General features: G+C 40.6%; 2 protein-coding genes. Both read left to right on the top strand.

Annotation, left to right across the window (positions count from 1 at the left end):
- Positions 1–746: 746 nt before the first annotated feature.
- On the top strand, positions 747–9386 hold the full coding sequence (locus G7035_RS22670; protein ID WP_019687301.1) for a hybrid non-ribosomal peptide synthetase/type I polyketide synthase: 8640 nt from the start codon (positions 747–749) through the stop codon (positions 9384–9386).
- A gap of 42 nt (positions 9387–9428) precedes the next feature.
- Positions 9429–22850, top strand: a complete 13422-nt coding sequence (locus G7035_RS22665) for a non-ribosomal peptide synthase/polyketide synthase (protein WP_196478885.1) — start codon at positions 9429–9431, stop codon at positions 22848–22850.
- Positions 22851–22867 lie beyond the last annotated feature (17 nt).

Below are 22867 nucleotides of genomic sequence, written 5' to 3'. Positions count from 1 at the left end.
TAATTCAGTAGATGATTATTGAAGATAAAGTTATTGCATAAAGGATGGATGATATGATTTATGCCACAACTTTATCTTCATTTTTACTTATGCAATAATCTTAAGTTCACTAATGCAATAAAGTTAACTTCAACGGACAACTGTACATCGACACAAAGTTACCTACCAAAGAAACCCTTATTTTATAAGGATTTTTCTGTTTTTAGTAGGCAACTTTGTGTCATTATTTCGTGACACAAAGTTGCCTACTTGACTGGAGAAGTAAAAGTCTTATGCAATAGCATTACTGATACAGCTATGCTTATCTGTTCAGAAACAAACTTTAGAAGATGAATAACGCTTTTCCAACAAACGTTTACATGAAAAAATCCGTTCGATACTTTTTTAGAATTCGACAGAAAAGGTGTTTTTTCAACAAAGGAGTGTTTAATCAAAGATCGAATATATAGAACTATGTCAAACTTCTACAAAATATTGGAGGAAATGCATATTATGTACTCACCAGTCCGAAAGATAGAGAATGAGATGGGGAGAAATAGATTTTATGTTTTTAGTAAGAGGCTTGGTAGGGAGGTCAGACTTTATAATTCCCTTCAATATGATCATTGGGTATTAACTGAAACTGACCTTTCTGTCTTGGATTACTGTGAGAGGCCACATAAAATCACAGTTTCTGTGGCTGGTAAAGTTGATTATCAGACAAGCTATTCAAGAGAATATAAATAAAGTATTGGAGGTCGAAAGTTATGGATAAAATCGCCATTATAGGAATAGGATGCCGTTTGCCAGGAGGAATAAGGGGGCCTGAGGAGTTCTGGGAAGCATTGACTGCGGGAAAAGATATGACTTCCGATTTACCAGAAGGCCGCTGGGATTTAGAAAAGTTTTATGATCCTGACAAATCAAAGCCAGGCAAGCATTACACCTGTCATGGTGGATTTTTAGATAAAATAGATGAGTTTGACCCTTTGTTTTTTGGTATTTCTCCAAGGGAAGCGGCCTTTCTTGATCCACAGCAAAGACTGATGCTGGAGACATCATGGGAAGCAATGGAAGATGGAGGCTTGGATCCGGCCAAGCTAGCAGGAACCAATACCGGTGTCTTTGTAGCGGGCTTCACCCTTGACTATCAAGCAATACAATTTAAAAACGAATCGGTTGAAAGTTTAGATACACATTCGGCAACGGGTATGATGATGACAATGTTGTCCAACAGGATTTCATATATATATGATTTCAGAGGTCCAAGTTTGTCTGTAGATACAGCGTGTTCGGGCTCTTTGGTTGCAACACACCTTGCATGCGGGAGTTTATTGAATAATGAATGTAATCTCGCAATAGCAGGCGGAGTAAGTGTTATAGCTACACCTGAGTATACCATAGCGGAAAGTAAGGGTGGTTTTTTATCTCCCGATGGACGGTGCAAAACTTTCGATTCCAGTGCAAACGGTTATGCAAGAGGGGAAGGAGCCGGCGTTGTGGTTTTAAAACGCCTGTCAGATGCTATCGAAGACGGAGATAGGATTTATGCCGTAATAAGTGGATCGGGTGTAAACCAGGACGGCCACACAGACGGGATTACTGTTCCAAACGGGCAGGCTCAGGAAAACTTAATGAAGGAGGTATACAAAAAGGCAGGAATATCACCTTCAGATATAACATATATTGAAGCTCACGGCACCGGCACTCCGGTTGGAGACCCTATTGAGGCTAATGCAATAGCACGAGTGGTTTCAACAGACAGGCCAAAAGATAAAAAGTGTATTGTCGGATCTGTTAAGACAAACATTGCCCACCTTGAGGCCGCTGCAGGAGTTGCCGCACTGATAAAAGCTTCACTAATCATAAAGCATAAGCAAATACCTCCACATCTGCACTTTAAGAATCCAAACCCTAAAATTCCCTTTGACGATTTATGTATACGAATTCCTCAGACCCTGGAGCCTTTGCCGCAACCCGCATTGGTTGGCATAAATTCATTCGGTTTTGGAGGAACAAATGCCCATATCCTCTTGGAGGAAGCTACAGATCTCCAAAAAGAGGGTACTCCTGAAGTTAATGTAAATACCGGATGGCCATATATGATTCCCATATCTGCGCGCTCAGAAAAGGCGCTAAAAAACTATGCGCAAAAGTATGTTGATTTTATTAATGGAAGTGGAGAAAGTATTTCTTTATATGATATTGGAAGCATGATGAGCAAAAAGCGCACCCATCATGACTATAGACTAGCGGTTTCGGCATCTTCAAAGGAAGAACTTGCAGGAAACCTGAAAGCGTATATTAAAGGACAAGCACGCCAGGGGATGTCTGCGGGAAATGTTGAGGCAGGAAAGTACAATAAAGCTGTTTTTGTATATACAGGTATGGGGCCCATATGGTGGGCTATGGGCAGACAGCTCCTTGAAAAAGACCCTGTGTTTAGAAATATGATAGAAAAATGCGATAAACTTACACGTCAGTATGCTGGATGGTCTCTACTGGAGGAACTTCTCGCTGATGAGGAGAATTCATGTCTGGACCAGCCCCAGTTTGCTCAACCTGCCAATTTTGCTGTTCAGGTGGGTTTGACTGAAGTATGGAAATCCTTGGGTATTATACCCCATGCGGTGGTAGGACACAGTGTTGGAGAAGTGGCTTCTACATATGTTGCAGGAATTTACAGCCTTGAAGATGCCATGTTGGTAAGTATTCACAGAAGCCGTGCACAGCAAAAAGCAGTAAACAAGGGCACAATGCTGGCGGTAGGTTTACCAGAAAAAGAAGTTGTGGCCCTGCTGGATGAGAACATAAAAGGTGTTTCAATGGCAGCAGTCAATAGCCCAAATTCGGTAACTTTGTCAGGTGATCCTGATGCCCTTGAGCAGATCCAAAAACAGTTGCAGGATAAGGGGGTTTTTGCGCGGCTTTTAAAGGTCAATGTAGCGTATCACAGTTACCAAATGGAACCATATGAGCAGGAGCTATTGGAGGCATTAAAAGGAATAAAGTCCCAGCCTGCCGGGATACCGATATATTCCACGGTTACAGGGAAAATGCTGACGGGTACAGAGTGTGATGGACATTACTGGTATAAAAATGTAAGAGAGCCGGTACGTTTTGAAGCAGCAATGTATGAAATGATTTCGTTGAATTATAACTTATTTATTGAGGTGGGCCCTCACCCTGTTTTAGCAGCTTCTATTTCTGATTGTCTGTCAGCTAAAAACGTTGAAGGTAAGAAGTTGTTCTCTATAAAAAGAAATGAAAACGAACAGGTTTCAATACTGGAGAACTTAGGGAATCTATATGCACTGGGATACCCTATAGATTGGAACAAGATTTACCGGTACCAAGGTGAGTTTGTAAGTCTCCCTCTTTATCCATGGCAATGGGATAAATACTGGATGGAAACGCAGGAATCAAGTGAATTTAGGCAGGGAAAAAATAAGCACAAGTTTTTAGGACGCCGTTTGAAAACTTCCAGCCCTATATGGGAGATTGAACTTAATACTATCTATATGACGTATCTTTCTGATCATAAAATACAAGGTATAGAAGTTTTCCCCGGAGCAGGGTATGTAGAGCTGGGAATGGCTTGTGCCAGAAGCTATTTTGGAGAGGGTTTTTATACAGTTGAAGATATAAAGTTTGAAAATGCTTTATTTTTAAATCAAGGAGTATCACCTGTGGTGCAGGTGGTTTTGGATCCAAAAACCGCAAAATTCGAGATTTCAAGCAGGATACCGGGACAAGATAAGACTTGGACATGCAATGCATCCGGCACAATAAGAAAACGGCAAAACATAAAGATCACTGCTAAAGATGAGTTGATTCAAATACTTGGCAATTGTACCAAAGAATACGGAAAAGAAGTATGTTATAAAACCTTCTATCAAATGGGTTTCCATTATGGTCCTTATTTCCAAGGTATAGACAAGATATGGAAAGGTGATAACGAAGCTCTTGGCAGGATCGAGATCCCTAAAATACTGGAGATTGATACCTCTATCTACGGTCTTCACCCGGCGGTATTGGACGCCTGTTTCCAGGTTACCATTGCGGCAGTTGCACCACTTAATGAAGATGAAAATAACGAAGGCCAATCATTCCTACCTGTAGGAATAGACAGGGTGCAGCTTTATGGAAGGCCGGAGCCTGTCATGCTTTGTCATACGCAGATGGTAGATAGGAAAGATAATAATTTGAACGCCAACATCCGTCTATATAGTGAGGACGGAAATCTAATCGCCGAAATACTGGGCATAAGAACTAAGGAACTTGGAAATAGTGGAGGGTCTGATGCTGGAAGAGTTAAGGATTATCTTTATGAGATAAACTGGGAGCTTCTAAAAAGTGAAGAAGTTGATACCCGCACAGCTGCTGCTAACTCTGGAGCATGGCTTATTTTTGTGGATCATAAAGCAGCAGGAAAAGAACTGGCAAATCTCCTTGAAAAAAGGGGAGAAGAATGCTTTATGGTATATCCTGGTGAGAATTTTGGTTGGCAGTATGAAGAGCGTGAGATATATATAAACCCTCGAAGCATTGAGGATCTTAGAGCGTTGTTTGATGAATTCTCAAAAATTAAAACGAAGCTAACAGGTATTGTATATATGTGGAGCCTCAATATCCTTGAGATCCAGGAAGTTAGCAATACAGCTATAGAAAAAGCTTGTTTTGAAAACCTGTTTGTATTAAAACACCTGGTACAAGCAACCACAAATCTGGGATTAAATTTTAAGCTGTGGGTTATTACAAGAGGAGCCCAAATGATCAACAGGGCTACTCCAAATTCTGCATTCTTACAGTCGTTGGTATGGGGCCTTGGCACCGTCATAGGTTACCATGAGTTGCCTTCAAATTGGGGAGGCCTTATAGACCTTGACATAGAGGCCAATGCGGGTGAAATGGAAATGCTGTTAAAAGAAGTCTTAGGTAATGGAGAGAACCAAATTGCTTTCCGTAATGGGAATAGACTTGCAGCAAGAATCGATAAACTGCGGATTGATATGCAGCATCAAGTACCCGTACATCTTCGCCCCGATGGAAGTTATGTTATTACAGGTGCTTTTGGTGGCATAGGTATGATTACAGCCCAGTGGATGGTTGCCAAGGGAGCAAGACATCTGGTACTGCTTGGACGCGGAGAATTTCCAAAACGTTCTGAATGGAACAATGTAGAGCCAGGCAGCAGCCTTGCAGAGAGGATTGAGTTTGTTCGTAAGCTGGAGTCCCAGGGGGCAACAGTATATATTGGATCAGTGGATGTAACTGATGAGGAAAAGCTTGCTGGATTTTTTAAAGATTTTGATAAGGAAGAAAGGCCTCCTATTCGAGGTGTTGTACATTCTGCTGGTATTACGGATGATCAATTTCTTGAGGTTAGTAAAGATGAGACTTTTTATAGGGTCCTTTCGCCTAAGGTAAATGGTGCATGGAACCTTCACCATATGACAGAGGGACGGCCTATTGACTTCTTTATTTTATTTTCTTCAGTTGCTTCTGTATTTGGTTCACCAGGCCAGGGAGCATATGCAACTGGGAATGCCTTTTTGGACTCACTTGCACATTACCGTTTATCGAGAGGACTTCCTGCACTGAGTATCAATTGGGGACCATGGTCAGAGGTTGGAATGGCTGCAAGGTTTATGGAACGTGATCCGGAGTATTATATACAAAAATCCATAGAATCTGTAACGGTAGAAAAGGGAATTAGGGCTATGGAGCACCTTGTTGGAGAAGCTGTTGCACAGTCTGTGGTTCTACCTATACTCTCGTGGCAAACGTTTGGGGAAAAATGGTTCTCACCCATGAGTTCTCCACATGTGCTTAAAACTCTTTTGCAAGATGAGTCAGGACAACAAGAGAATATAAATAAATCAAAGGTGGATGTTGATATCCTGGAGGATATTATTTCATCTCCAATACAGAGCAGGCAGAATATCGTTGAAATGCATATTAAAACAATAGTAGCGAAGGTTTTGCGTTATAATCCTGAGGATCTAAGTACCAAACAACCACTAACTGTTTTTGGGATGGATTCATTAATGGCCACCGAAATAAAAAACAGGATGGAGGTTGCCTTTAAAACACCTGTTTCCATAGTAGAACTTCTTAAGGGTTCCAGCATATACGATCTTTCCGAGCAAATGATATCAAAGCTATACGGATCGGGAAAGATTTCAGAACAGGATTCCCTAAATATGGGTAAGGCTGAGCTTGAAAGAATACCTAAAGTTTCTGAAAAAGAGTACTATGAAACCTCATCTGCACAAAAGATGATGTATATCATTAATAATCTTGAGGGTAACAACATTGGGTATAACATACCTGTGGGAATTTTATTTGAAGGTGGGATTGAAAGGGTTGCCCTTGGGGAAGCGTTAAAAACATTGATACAAAGGCATGAAGCATTTAGGACATCCTTTGAGATGATTGATGGGGAGCTTGTGCAAAGGATACAAGATGAAGTTGATTTTACTATAGAATATTTTGAGTCTGAGGAAGACGGAGTAGAGAAAATAATCGATGAATTTGTAAGACCGTTCGATTTAAGCAAAGCACCCTTAATAAGAGTAGGTCTTATAGAAATCCATGCTAGCAGGCAAATACTTTTGCTTGATGTACATCATATAGTCTCGGATGGAACTTCAATAATCAGGACTTTTGATGAAATAGTTTCTATATTAAGTGGTGAAAGCCTTCCGGCAATGGAGGTGCAATATAAGGATTTTGCCCAGTGGCAGAATGGCTTGTTTAGCACTGAGGTTTACAAAAAGCAGGAAGAATACTGGCTTAATAGGTTCAAGGGTGAAATTCCTATCCTTGATATGCCTACAGATTATCCTAGGCCTGTCCTTCAAAGCTTTGAAGGAAATAGGTTGCTATTTGATTTAGACAGTCATTTGATGGATAAATTAAATGTACTTTCCTCCCAAACAGGAGCCACCGTGTATATGATACTTCTTGCGGCATTAAATACACTAATGTATAAATACTCAGGACAGGAAGACATAATTATTGGTACTCCTATAGCGGCAAGAACTCATTTTGATACTGAAAGAATACTGGGGATGTTTATAAATACCCTGGCATTAAGGAATTTCCCAGAGGGAAATAAGGCCTTTACTGAGTTCTTGGAAGAAGTAAAAGAAAGCTCCTTAGAAGCATATGAAAATCAGGAATACAGGTTTGATCAGTTTGTGACAAAACTTAACGTAAAGAGAGATTCAAGCAGAAATCCTTTATTTACTGTTATGTTTAATATTGTTCCTTCTGATGAGCATATTATGGAACATCGTGGTGAATTAAAGTATTCCAAATATCCGGTTGAAAGTAAAACATCAAAATTTGACCTAACATTCCAGTTGATACCAGATGGTCATAATATAATATTATGGATGGAATATGCTACACGTCTGTTTAAGAAGGAGACGGTAGAAAGGCTTGTTCAGCATTACTTTAATATCCTTGAAGAGATAACCTCAAACCCTGAAAAAAAACTATCAGAAATCAATATGTTATCCCAAGAAGAAAAGGAGCGAATAATATACGGCTTTAACGATACGAAGGTTGAATTTGAACATCACCTGACGGTACACCACCTGTTTGAGCAGCAGACGAAAGTACGTCCAGACAATATAGCAGTAGCGTATGAAGGCCGTAGATTTACATATGGCCAGATCAACCAAAGGGCAAACAGGATAGCAAGGTACATGCTAAAGGCTGGCACTGGTAGAGAAGAAGCCGTAGTTGTCATGCTGGAGAGGGGACCCTTATTTGTAGAATCGGTACTTGGTATATGGAAAGCAGGGGGGGCTTACATACCTGTAAATCCAAAATACCCTACACAAAGGGTGCTTGATATATTTAAGGAATCTAAAGCTGCCTATGTGTTGACCTTATCAGATTATGTGACCCAGCAGCTTAGTGAGAACTATAAAGGCCGAATTATATACCTTGACCAGTGTGAAAAAGAGATTGAGGCTGAAAGTGGCGAAAACCTAGATCTAGATATAGACATAAATAGTTTGGCCTATGTTATATATACATCTGGTTCAACTGGTGTACCAAAGGGAGCTATGATAGAGCATCTTGGCATGATAAACCACATCCATGCGGAAATAAAGGAACTTTGTATAACTAACAACAGCATAATATCCCAGAACTCGCCTCAATACTTTGATGTATCTGTATGGCAGTTCTTTGCAGCCCTAACCATAGGAGCTCAAATTATCATCTATCCAGATGAAATAGTAAAGGATGTTGCAAGGTTTACGAATCGGATCATAGAAGATGGCATAACGGTCCTTGAGGTGGTACCTTCATACCTTGCTTTAATGCTTGAGTATGTGGAAAATACAGGGAATAAACCGGAAAAACTTCATTACTTGCTGATAACGGGAGAAACCGTAAAATCCGGCATAGTAAGGAAATGGTTTGGCCTATGTCCAAATACTAAAGTAGTTAATGCCTACGGACCTGCAGAGGCAGCGGACGATATTACTCTATATACTATGGAAGCTGCTCATGAAGGAGAGAACATTCCTATAGGCAAGCCTATACAAAATATGAATCTATATATAACAGATAAAAACCTGAACCTGTGCCCTATCGGAGTAAAAGGAGAGATCTGCGTCTCTGGAACAGGTGTAGGAAGGGGTTATTTAAATGACCCTGAAAAAACAGCCCATGTATTCCTTGAAGATCCTTTCAGAGAAGAAAAGGGGATAAGGCTGTACAAAACAGGAGACCTGGGAAGATGGCTGCCTGACGGGAATATCGAATTCCTGGGCAGAATAGACCATCAGGTTAAGATCCGCGGATACCGAATAGAGCTTGGAGAAATAGAAGCTCAGCTTCTAAAACATTCTTCAATAAAAGAAGTTGTGGCAGTGACAAGGGAAGACCCCCAAGGGAACAAGTACATCTGTGCATATATAGTTGGAGAAAGTGAATTGACAATACCGGAATTAAGGGAGTATCTCTCCAAAGATCTGCCAGACTACATGATCCCTTCATATTTTGTACAGTTGGAAAAACTGCCTTTATCAGCGAATGGCAAGGTAGATAGAAATGCCCTGCCTGCCCCTGATGGAAATATTAATACAGGGGTAGACTATGCTGCACCATTCGGTGAAATTGAGGAGAAGCTTGTACTGATATGGAGCCAAATCCTTGGAGTCCAGAAGATTGGAGTAAATGATAACTTCTTTGAATTAGGAGGAGACTCATTAAAGGCAACCAATCTTGTATCAAGGGTTCATAAAGAATTTGACATAGAATTTGCATTAAAAGAAGTGTTTATGGGTCCTACAATTTCGGCAATAGCAAAAAGTATTAAAAATAGACTTAACGATACAGTGGAAATCGAAGAAATTTTAAGCATGATTGAAAATCTATAAATAGGAATTAAAAGAGATGAAATAGAGAAGAGGGACGAAGTTATGGATAATTTGATGAAAAGAATAGAATCTCTTTCTCCAGAAAAAAGAAAGCTATTTGAGACGATGCTAAAAGAAAAAGGAAAAGATGTTTCAAAATATACGCCAAATGCCTTTTCTGGAATACCTTCTGCCAGAGAGCAGGAATTTTACCCTATGTCATCTGCCCAGAAAAGGCTGTATATACTAAACGAGCTTGAAGGAGCAGGTACTGCATATAACATGCCAGGCGTCGTACTGCTGGAAGGAAACATTGATGCAGTACGCTTCGAACAGGCATTCAAGGAGCTAGTAAAAAGACATGAGGCTCTGCGCACATCATTTCATATGGTTGAGGGTGAACCAGTACAAAAGGTTCATGATTACGTGGATTTCAGTATTACGTACCTGGAACTGGATGAAGAAAAAGCAGCAGAAATAGTCAAAGAATTCATAACGCCCTTTGATCTTAGCCAAGTTCCATTACTGAGAGTAGGACTTGTAAAAACGAACGAAGACAGGCGTGTTATGATGTTTGACATGCACCACATAGTATCAGATGGTATATCAGTCAATATACTTATGAGTGAGTTTTTGGATTTGTACCAAGGGAAGACCCTTTTGCCACTACGGATACAGTACAAGGATTTTTCTGTATGGCAGAAGGAGATGTTTGCCGGAGACTCAATAAAGAAGCAGGAAGAATACTGGCTCCAGACATTTAAGGGTGATATACCGGTACTGGATATGCCTACTGACTATCCAAGACCGGCGGTACAAAGTTTTGAAGGAGATGCTGTAAGCTTTGAAATAAACCCTGAACTTTCAGTCAAACTAAATAAGCTTGCAACAGATAATGGAGCTACCTTATACATGGTACTGATGGCTGCATATAACGTACTCCTGTCCAGATACACTGGACAGGAAGACATCATAGTTGGAAGTCCTGTAGCCGGAAGGCCCCATGCTGACCTGCAGGGTATCATTGGTATGTTTATAAATACCTTGGCCATAAGGAACTATCCTGAGGGAGAAAAGACCTTCGTCCAATTCTTGCAGGAAGTAAGGGAAAATGCGTTTTTGGCTTTTGAAAATCAGAACTACCAGTTTGAAGAACTTGTAGAAAAACTTAATCTCATGAGGGACATGAGCAGGAATCCTCTTTTTGACACTATGTTTGCACTGCGCACTTCAAACAAGACAGAATTTGCAGCATCGGGTATAAACTTCAAACAATACAACAACTGGCTGGAAGGCAGAAAGGCAAAATTTGACCTTATGCTTGAAGTGGTAGAGGGTCAAGAAGGTATAACATTTAACCTTGAATATTGTACCAGGCTGTTTAAGAAGGAGACAATAAAAAGGTTTGGAACCCATTACATTACCGTTCTTGAAGAGATAACTGCATGCCCTGAAAAAAGGTTGTGGGAAATTGATGTACTGTTACAGGAAGAAAAACAGCAAATCCTATATACCTTTAACGCTACAGAGGCACAGTATCCTAAAAACAAGACTATCCATCAGCTTTTTGAAGAGCAGGCAGAGAAGAACCCTGATCATGTAGCTGTGGTATTTGAGGGTAAAAAGCTTACATTTAGTGAACTCAATAAAAAATCAAATGGGTTGGCCCATGTATTAAGGGCTAAAGGAGTCAAACCGGACAGTATCGTAGGTATTCTGGCAGAACGCTCACTTGAGATGATAGTAGCAATCCTAGGGGTATTAAAAGCAGGAGGGGCATATCTTCCCATAGATCCAGATTATCCTGAGGAAAGAATAAGTCATATGCTGGAAGACAGCCGGGCAGTGATCCTGTTGACCCAATCACATTTTATAGACAAATATACATCAATAGGTACAGTAATAAATTTAGAAGATGAGCAGGAATATTCAGATGAACAATATAACTTATCGGAGGTAAATAAACCTTCCGATCTAGCTTACTTAATATATACCTCAGGCTCTACAGGTAAACCCAAAGGGGCAATGATAGAGCATAGAAACATAGTAAGGCTGTTATTTAACAGTAAAATGCAGTTTGATTTTAACGAAAATGATGTATGGACTATGTTTCATTCTATGAGTTTCGATTTTTCCGTATGGGAGATGTACGGGGCCTTGTTATATGGGGGCAGATTGGTGGTAGTTCCTAAAATGACAGCACGCAGCAATGTAGAGTATCTGAGACTTCTAAGGAATGAGAAGGTGACCGTATTAAATCAGACACCTTCAGCCTTCTATAATATAGCCAATGAAGAAGTATCATATGAAGAAAAAGAACTTAAGATAAGATATGTCATATTCGGAGGGGAAGCATTAAAGCCTGCATTGTTGAAGGAATGGAGAAAGAAGTACCCGCAGACTAGACTCATCAATATGTATGGAATAACCGAGACAACAGTGCATGTCACATATAAAGAGATAGAAGAGGAAGAAATTAGATCTAATGTGAGCAGCATAGGAAGGCCTATACCAACCCTTACAACATATGTAATGGATAAGAACATGAAAGTTGTTCCCATTGGAGTAGCCGGAGAGCTTTGTGTAGGAGGAGACGGAGTTTGCAGAGGATATCTTGGAAGACCGGAGCTTACAAAGGAAAAGTTCGTTCAAAATCCGTACAAGCCGGAAGAGAGGTTATATAGATCTGGAGACCTGGTCCGGTTATTATCTGATGGAGAAATGGAATACCTGGGTAGAATAGACCACCAGGTAAAGATAAGAGGCTTTAGGATAGAGCTTGGTGAAATAGAAGCACAACTGCTAAAGCATCCTTCAATTGAGGAATCTTTGGTGATTGCAAAGGAAGACCATCAGGGCAGTAAATACCTGTGTGCATATATAGCGGGAGAAAATGAGCTGACAATATCAGAACTAAGGGAGCATCTCTTAAAAGAACTGCCCGAATACATGGTACCATCATACTTTGTGCAGCTTGAAAAAATGCCATTGACAGCTAATGGCAAGATAGACAGGAAGGCATTGCCTGAACCCGAAGGTAATATAAATACGGGAATAGAGTATGAAGCGCCTATAGGCGAATTTGAAGAGAAGCTTGCACTGATTTGGCAAGACATCCTTGGAATTAAGAAGATAGGAAGAAATGACAACTTCTTTATGTTAGGTGGACACTCTTTAAAGGCTACAAGCCTTGTAGCGAGAATTCACAAAGAGTTCAATATAGACATGCCTCTTAAGGAAATATTTAAGGCTCCAATTATAGCGGAAATAGCAAGGTATATGAAGGAAGCAAAGGAGAGTATATATCAATCCATCCAAACTGCTAAAGAGATGGAATACTACCCTATGTCATCAGCCCAAAGAAGGCTGTATATATTAAATCAGTTTGAAGGAGCAGGGACAGCATACAATATGCCAGGCAGCTTGCTGGTTGAAGGCAGTATTGATCTGGAGCTTTTTCAGAAGACCTTCCAACAGCTTATAAATAGGCATGAGACCCTTCGAACATCTTTCCATTTCATAGAGGGTGAACCCGTCCAGAAGATCAATGATCCTGTGGGTTTTAGTGTAGTGTATCTAGAATCTGACGAAGAAAAAGTGAGGGAAATCGTAAAAGAATTTATAAAGCCGTTTGATCTTGGAATTGCTCCGCTGCTAAGAGTAGGCCTTGTGAAAACGGGAAAAGACAAGCATGTCATGATGTTTGACATGCACCATATCATATCTGACGGTACGTCCATGGATATACTGGTACATGAGTTCATGGATATGTATGGAGGAAATAACCCTTCTTCCCTCCGTATACAGTACAAGGACTATTCTGTTTGGCAGAAGGAACTATTTGCTGGGGACAAAATAAAGAAGCAGGAGGAATACTGGCTCCAGGAATTTAATGGAGAAATTCCTGTGCTGAATATGCCAGTAGATTACCAAAGGCCTGCGGTTCAAAGCTTTGACGGAGGTTTTATCCGTTTTGAAGCAGGCAGTGAGCTTACGGGAAAACTTATTAAGCTTGCAAGGGATAATGGGGCTACTCTTTACATGACATTGCTTGCTTCATACAACATACTGCTGTCTAAGTATACGGGGCAGGAAGATATTATAGTGGGAAGCCCTATAGCTGGAAGACCTCATACAGATTTACAAGACATAATAGGTATGTTTGTAAATACTTTAGCCATGAGGAACTATCCCCAGGGAGAAAAGACCTTTGCTGAGTTTCTAAAGGAAGTAAGGGAAAACTCTATAAGGGCTTATGAAAATCAGGACTACCAGTTTGAAGAACTGGTGGAAAAGCTTAATGTAAAGAGGGATATGAGCAGGAATCCTCTTTTTGATACTATGTTTGTATTGCAAAATACCGGCTCATCAGAATTGAAGATAGATAGGCTTAAGTTTATACCCTATACAAATGAATTTAGAATATCCAAATTTGACTTGACATTAAATGCTCGGGAAACCCAGGAAGGTATTGCATTTGATTTGGAATATGCCACAAGGCTGTTCAAGAAAGAGACTGTAGAAAGGTTTGCAGCCCATTACCTTAATGTTCTGGAAGAGATAACGGTTTATCCTGGAAAAAGGTTGTCAGAAATTGATATGCTTTCACAGGAAGAAAAGCAGAAAATACTATATGACTTTAACGATACAAAGGTCCGGTATCCTAAGGATAAGACTATACATCAACTGTTTGAAGAGCAGGTAGAAAAGACACCCAATAATATTGCTGTAGTGTTTGAAGATAAACAGCTGACTTATAAGGAAGTAAACGAAAAGGCAAACCAACTGGCCAGAAAATTAAGAGAAAAGGGAATAAAACCTGATAGTGTAGTGGGAGTTATGGTAGAACGTTCCCCGGAAATGATCATAGGGATCATGGCTGTCCTAAAAGCTGGGGGGGCTTATTTACCCATAGCTCCTGAATACTCTGAAGACAGGATCCAGTTTATGCTTGATGACAGTGGCAGCCAAATTATTCTGATACAGGATAAATTTATAAATGCTAAAGGTAGTTACAGAAATGCTGAATTTATTAGCATAGAAAATCAGGAACTATTTACTGGGGATGTATCAAATCCAAAGTTAATTAGTAAACCTGAAAACTTGGCTTATGTAATATATACATCCGGTTCTACCGGCAAACCCAAAGGGGTAATGATAGAGAACTACTCCGTAATCAACCGGATCAACTGGATGCAGAAGCAATACCCGATAGCTGAAGGTGATGTGATCCTGCAGAAAACTCCCTATACCTTTGACGTATCGGTATGGGAATTATTGTGGTGGAGCTTTACTGGGGCCAAAGTCTGCCTGCTGATACCGGGAGGAGAAAAAAATCCGGAAGAAATCGTGAAGGCAATCGAAAAAAATAAAGTTACCACAATGCACTTTGTACCATCCATGTTGAGTGTATTTTTAGAGTATGTAGAGGAAAAGGGGATAATAGAGGAAATAGCAAGCTTAAAGCAGGTATTTGCCAGTGGAGAAGCACTGAACCTGAAGCAAGTAGAAAAGTTCAACAAGCTGCTGTACAAAGAAAAAGGAACAAGCCTGCATAACCTGTACGGACCAACAGAAGCAACAGTAGATGTATCCTACTTTGGCTGCTCTACGGAAGAAGAATTGGAGCTTGTACCTATAGGAAAGCCCATAGATAACATTAAGTTGTATGTTGTCAGTAAGGAAAAGGGCCTGCAGCCGATAGGAGTAGCGGGAGAACTATGCATAGCAGGGGATGGACTGGCAAGAGGGTACTTGAACAGACCGGAACTTACAGAAGAAAAATTCGCAGCAAACCCATTCGCACCGGGTGAAAGGATGTACAGGACAGGTGACCTGGCAAGGTGGCTGCCTGACGGCAACCTAGAATATCTGGGCAGGATCGACCATCAGGTAAAGATAAGAGGCTACAGGATAGAACTGGGTGAAATAGAGAACCGGTTATTAAAGCATGAAGCAATAAAAGAAGCGGTGGTATTGGACAAAGAAGGAGCTGACGGAAATAAGTATCTTTGTGGATACGTCGTACCGGATCAAGAAATAACCGTACAGGGGATGAGGGAACACTTGTCAAAAGAGCTCCCGGACTACATGATCCCTTCCTACTTTGTGCGGATGGAAAAGCTGCCATTGACCCCTAATGGAAAAATAGACAGGAAAGCATTGCCTGTGCTCGATAGCAATGTTAATACCGGCGTAGAATACGTAGTACCTTCGGGAGAAATAGAGGAGAAACTTGCGCTGTTGTGGCGGGATATCCTTGGAATAGAGAAGGTAGGAAGAAATGATAACTTTTTTATGCTTGGGGGACACTCGTTAAAGGCAACAAGCCTTGTAGCAAGAATTCACAAAGAGTTCAATATAGACATACCTCTTAAGGAAATATTCAAGACACCAACCATCTTAGAAATTGCCAGATATATTAAAGACTCAAAGGAGAGCCTATATCAGTCAATCCAACCGGCAGGAGAAATGGAATACTACCCTATGTCATCTGCACAAAGAAGGCTGTATATACTAAACCAGCTTGAAGGGGCAGGGACAGCATACAACATGCCTGGTATTATGCTGCTGGAAGGAAGCATTGATACAGCGCGTTTCCAGGAAGTCTTCAGGCAGTTGGTAAAAAGGCATGAGACTCTTAGAACATCGTTCCACATGATCGATGGTAACCCGGTCCAGAAGGTTCATGACCATGTGGAATTCAGCGTGATGTACTTTGAAACTAACGAAGAAAAAGCCGCAGAGTATGCTGGGGAATTTGCCAGACCTTTTGATCTTGGCAAGGCTCCTCTGCTAAGGGTAGAGCTTGTAAAAACGGGAGAAGACAGGCATCTTATGATGTTTGATATGCATCACATTATATCCGATGGTGTCTCCATGGACATACTGATTCGTGAGTTTATGGATCTTTATGAAGGAAACAACCCTCCAGCACTTCGGATACAGTACAAGGACTACGCTGTATGGCAGAATAAACTGTTTGATGAGGGCGGAATTAGCAGCCAGGAGGAATACTGGCTCCAAGCATTCCAGGGAGAAATACCTGTACTGAGTATGCCGCTAGACTATCCAAGGCCTGTAATACAAAGCTTTGAAGGGGATTTTTTTAGCTTTGAAGCAGGCAGTGAGCTTACGAATAAATTAAACAAGCTTGCAAGGGATAATGGGGCTACGCTTTACATGACACTGCTCGCGGCATACAACATATTGCTGTCTAAGCACACCGGACAGGAAGACATAATCGTTGGAAGCCCTATAGCCGGAAGGCCACATTCAGACCTGCAGGATATCCTTGGTATGTTTGTAAATACCTTGGCTATGAGAAATTACCCCAAGGGAGATAGTATCTTTGTAGAATTCTTGAATGAAGTAAGAGAAAACGCTCTAAGGGCTTATGACAATCAGGATTACCAATTTGAAGAACTGGTTGAGAAGCTTAACTTGAAGAGGGACATGAGCAGAAACCCACTGTTTGATACTATGTTTACCATGCAAAATGCCTCTAAGGTAGAATTTGCAGTACCTGGTATAAGCTTCAGACCTTTTAATAACGGGCTAGAGTATAGAATATCAAAATTTGACCTATCCATTGATGCAATAGAGCGTGAAGATGGTATGGCTTTTAGCTTTGAATATTGTACTCGGCTTTTCAAAAAAGAGACTATAAAAAGGTTGGCGGCTCATTACCTTAACGTGTTGGAAGAGATAACCGCAAATCCGTTTAAAAGGTTGTCGGAAATAAATATGTTGTCCCAGGAGGAAAAACAGCAAATAATCTATGGCTTCAATGATACAAAAGTAGAATATCCTAAGGATAAGACCATACAAGAGCTATTTGAAGAACAAGTGGAAAAGACGCCTGATAACATAGCAGTAGTATTTGAAGATAAATACTTGACTTACGGAGAACTTAATGAAAAGGCCAATCAACTGGCTTGGATCTTAAGGGACAAGGGATTAAAACCTGACAGTGTAGTAGCTATAATGGTAGACCGGTCCATAGAAATGATAATAGGTGTAATTGCTGTATTTAAAGCAGGAGGCGCGTATTTACCCATAGACACCGAATATCCTGAAGAACGAATCAGATATATGATCGATGACAGCTTGGCTGGAATTATTCTTACGCAAGAACATCATAAAGAAAAAATTAAATTTGATCTTGATATTATAAGCTTTGATGACTGTGTGAATTACAACGGGAGAACAGAAAATCTTCCTGTCATTAATAAATCTTGTAATTTAGCATATGTCATTTATACATCAGGAACCACAGGAAAGCCAAAGGGGATCATGATAGAGCATAGAAGTCTTGTCAACATATCTTACGCATGGAAAAAGGAATATAGGCTTGCGGATATGGATGTAAAGCTGTTGCAAATCGCAAGTTTTTCTTTTGATGTATTTGTGGGAGATGTTTCGAGAACGCTGCTCAACGGAGGCCAAATGGTTATTTGTTCATCCGAGGAGAGATACGATCCTGCACGATTATATTCACTTATTAAAACCCATAAAATAACCATCTTTGAATCCACACCGGCACTGATTATTCCTCTTATGGATTATATCCATGATAATGCTTTGATTATTGATAGCCTCAAGTTGCTTATACTTGGATCAGATACTCTCTCTGTGGAAGATTATGAAAGATTACAATCCTGGTATGGAGAGAAACTGCGGGTTGTTAATAGCTATGGGGTTACTGAGTCCACCATAGATTCCAGTTATTACGAAAAGAGACTGGGAAGCTATTTGGAATCCGGGAGTGTACCTATCGGAAAGCCAATGCAAAATATAAAATACTACGTTGTTGACAAACACTTGAGACCTCAGCCTACAGGGGTTTTGGGTGAGTTGTGCATAGGGGGAGAAGGGCTTGCAAGGGGATATCTAAACCGGCCCGAACTGACAGCTGAAAAATTTGTACCTAACCCGTTTATACCAGGGGAAAGGATGTATCGTACAGGGGATCTGGCCAGATGGCTGTCTGATGGGAATATGGAATTTTTAGGAAGAGTAGATCATCAGGTAAAGATAAGGGGATTTAGAATAGAGCTGGGGGAAATAGAAGCACAACTGCTAAAGCACGTTTCAATAAAGGAAGCAGTGGTTATTGCAAGGGAAGATCAGAAGGGAAACAAGTATCTGTGTGCCTATGTGGCAGGGGAAAATGAATTAACAATAGCAGAACTAAGGGGACATCTCTTAAAGGACCTTCCAGACTATATGATACCATCCTATTTTATGCAGTTAAAAAAGCTGCCGCTGACTCCCAATGGCAAAATAGATAGGAAGGCAATGCCCGAACCTGACGGCAATATCGATGCTGGAATAGAGTATGTCGCACCCTTGGGTGAAGTGGAGGAGAAACTTGCGGGGTTGTGGCAGGATATCCTTAGTATAGAGAAAGTGGGAAGAAACGACAATTTCTTTGAGCTGGGGGGACATTCCTTAAGGGCAGCAAATCTTATTGCCAGGATTCACAAAGAGTTCAATGTAAACATACCGCTTAAAGAAATATTTAAGAGCCCAAATATGTCTGAAGTTGCCGAGTGCATCAAGATTGCAAAGGAGAGTGTATTTCATTCTATTGGGCCGGCTGGGGAGATGGAGTACTATCCAATTTCATCCGCCCAGAAAAGGCTGTATATTCTAAACCAGCTTGACGCAGTTGGGATGGCATACAACATGCCTGGTATTATGCTAATTGAAGGCAAACTCGATAAACTGCGCTTTGAACAGGCTTTTAGGGAGCTTGTTGACAGACATGAGTCTTTCCGTACCTCATTCCATATGATAGATGGTAAACCGGTACAAAAGGTCCATAGCAATGTGGATTTTAGTGTTATGTATATGGAAACCGATGAGGAGAGAGCTGCGAAAATAGCCAGTGAATTTATTAGGACCTTTGACCTTGATGAGGCTCCTTTACTTAGGGTTGGGCTTATAAAAGTTGGAGAAGACAGATATATTATGATGTTTGATAAGCACCATATTATATCTGACGGGGTGTCTGACGACATACTGGTAAGAGAATTTATGAGCCTGTATGAAGGTAAGGAACTTCCGGAACTTAAGATTCAGTACAAGGATTTTTCCGTATGGCAGAACAGGCTGTTTGCTGATGGGACAATTAGTAAGCAGGAAGAATACTGGCTCCAAGTATTCAAAGGAGAAATTCCTTTGCTTAATATGCCGCTAGACTACCCTAGGCCAGCTATACAGAGCTTTGAGGGAGATGTGATCAGTTTCAAAGCAGGCAAGGAGCTTGCTGTTAAACTGAACAAACTTGCAGTGAATAATGGTGCCACGCTCTACATGGTACTTTTAGCTTCATACAATGTCCTTTTATCCAAGTACACCGGACAGGAAGATATTATAGTTGGAAGTCCCGTTGCAGGAAGGCCGCATACTGATCTTCAGGACGTTATTGGTATGTTTGTAAACACGCTAGCCATGAGGAATCACCCTCAAGGTGGAAAGACTTTTGTGGACTTCCTTAATGAAGTAAGAGAAAACTCCTTAAGGGCTTACGAAAACCAAGATTACCAATTTGAAGAACTGGTAGATAAGCTTAACCTGGAAAGGGATCTGGGCAGAAATCCACTTTTCGATACTATGTTTGTACTGCAAAATATCGAGGCATCAGAAGTGAAGATGGATGGGCTAAGGTTTATGCCCTATGACAGTGAAGTAAGAATATCCAAGTTTGACTTGACTTTAAACGCTGAGGAAACAGAGGACGGTATTGCATTTGAATTGGAGTATGCTACCAGGTTGTTTAAGAAAGAGTCAGTTATAAGGCTTATTGCCCATTACCTTAATGTATTGGAAGAGGCAGCAGCCTTTCCTGAAAAAAGGCTATTAGAAATTGATATGCTGTCACAAGACGAAAAAGATCAAATATTATATGAATTTAATAATACAAAAGCAGGATACCCTCGGGAAAAGACCATCCATCAGATTTTTGAGGAACAGGTGGAACGGACACCCAATAATATTGCTGTAGTGTTTGAAGATAAACAGCTGACTTATAGGGAGCTAAACGAAAAGGCAAACCAACTGGCCAGAAAATTAAGAGAAAAGGGAATAAAACCTGATAGTGTAGTGGGAATTATGGTAGAACGTTCCCCGGAAATGATCATAGGGATCATGGCTGTCCTAAAAGCTGGGGGGGCTTATTTACCCATAGCTCCTGAATACCCTGAAGACAGGATCCAGTTTATGCTTGATGACAGTGGCAGCCAAATTATTCTGATACAGGATAAATTTATAAATGCTAAAGGTAGTTACAGAAATGCTGAATTTATTAGCATAGAAAATCAGGAACTATTTACTGGGGATGTATCAAATCCAAAGTTAATTAGTAAACCTGAAAACTTGGCTTATGTAATATATACATCCGGTTCTACCGGCAAACCCAAAGGGGTAATGATAGAGAACTACTCCGTAATCAACCGGATCAACTGGATGCAGAAGCAATACCCGATAGCTGAAGGTGATGTGATCCTGCAGAAAACTCCCTATACCTTTGACGTATCGGTATGGGAATTATTGTGGTGGAGCTTTACGGGGGCCAAAGTCTGCCTGCTGATACCGGGAGGAGAAAAAAATCCGGAAGAAATCGTGAAGGCAATCGAAAAAAATAAAGTTACCACAATGCACTTTGTACCATCCATGTTGAGTGTATTTTTAGAGTATGTAGAGGAAAAGGGGATAATAGAGGAAATAGCAAGTTTAAAGCAGGTATTTGCCAGTGGAGAAGCACTGAACCTGAAGCAAGTAGAAAAGTTCAACAAGCTGCTGTACAAAGAAAAAGGAACAAGCCTGCATAACCTGTACGGACCAACAGAAGCAACAGTAGATGTATCCTACTTTGGCTGCTCTACGGAAGAAGAATTGGAGCTTGTACCTATAGGAAAGCCCATAGATAACATTAAGTTGTATGTTGTGAGTAAGGAAAAGGGCCTGCAGCCGATAGGAGTAGCGGGAGAACTATGTATAGCAGGGGATGGACTGGCAAGAGGGTACTTGAACAGACCGGAACTTACAGAAGAAAAATTCGCAGCAAACCCATTCGCACCGGGTGAAAGGATGTACAGGACAGGTGACCTGGCAAGGTGGCTGCCTGACGGCAACCTAGAATATCTGGGCAGGATCGACCATCAGGTAAAGATAAGAGGCTACAGGATAGAACTGGGTGAAATAGAGAACCGGTTATTAAAGCATGAAGCAATAAAAGAAGCGGTGGTATTGGACAAAGAAGGAGCTGACGGAAATAAGTATCTTTGTGCGTACGTCGTACCGGATCAAGAAATAACCGTACAGGGGATGAGGGAACACTTGTCAAAAGAGCTCCCGGACTACATGATCCCTTCTTACTTTATGCAGATGGAAAAGCTGCCATTGACCCCTAATGGAAAAATAGACAGGAAAGCATTGCCCGAGCCTGACGGAAGTATGAGTACGGGAACAGAATATGTAGCGCCGCGGAATGAAGTGGAAGAGAAACTGGTTGAAATATGGCAGGAAGTGCTTGGAGCAAAACAGGTAGGAATAAGGGACAACTTCTTTAAAATAGGCGGAGATTCTATACGTGCAATATCATTAGTCAGCACAATATGCAAAAAGTTGGATATAAACATCCAAATCAGGGATATATACATGAATCCTGATATTGAGAGATTGTCTGCATTCTTAAAAGTAAAAGATACGGAAGCTTTTAACAGTAAGATGGGTAAAGCAAGGGAAGAACTGGAGTTATTTAAACAGCGAATATTGATGAATGAAACTCTCTCAGAAAAGTTACCTTCGGACATGGAAGATATATATCCGATGAGTCACATAGAGCTGGGTATGATTTATCATTCCAAAAAAGACTATGAAAATGCAGTTTATCATGACCAATTTGCATTTCATCTGAATGACAAAGACTTTGATTTCCCAGCATTTAAAGAAGCGATGCTTCTAATGACGTCAAAACATGATATTTTAAGGACGGTTTTTAATTTAGAGGATTTTGAAACTCCTGTGCAAATTGTTTACAAGGGCAGTAGTCTTGATATTGAGCAGATAGATATCATGAATTTTAGCAGGACAGGGCAGGTTGAGTATATAAACAAATATTTGGAAAATGACAGAGCGAATCCGTTTGATATATCAAAGCCCCTTTGGAGGATAAGAATATTCAAACTTGACGCAAACCATATTTGTCTGGTTCTGATATTCCACCATGCTATCCTGGATGGCTGGAGTGTTGCTTCATTGATTACGGAAGTTTCAAACCTATACTCTAAGCTTAAGCAAGAAAAAGATTATATACCAACACGGCTTAAATGCAGCTATAAAGATTATATAGCAGACCAAATGACAATTAAGGACAACCAGGAAGTAATTAATTATTGGAGAGAGGAATTAAGTGAATATAAAAGGTTGAATATGCCTGCAAATATTCATGGAAAAACAAAAAATCTTATAAAGTAGACCATGTAACACGCCAT

This window comes from Paenibacillus polymyxa (assembly GCF_015710975.1).
Classification (GTDB): Bacteria; Bacillota; Bacilli; order Paenibacillales; family Paenibacillaceae; genus Paenibacillus; species Paenibacillus polymyxa.
This window is presented reverse-complemented; position numbering and strand designations above follow the sequence as displayed.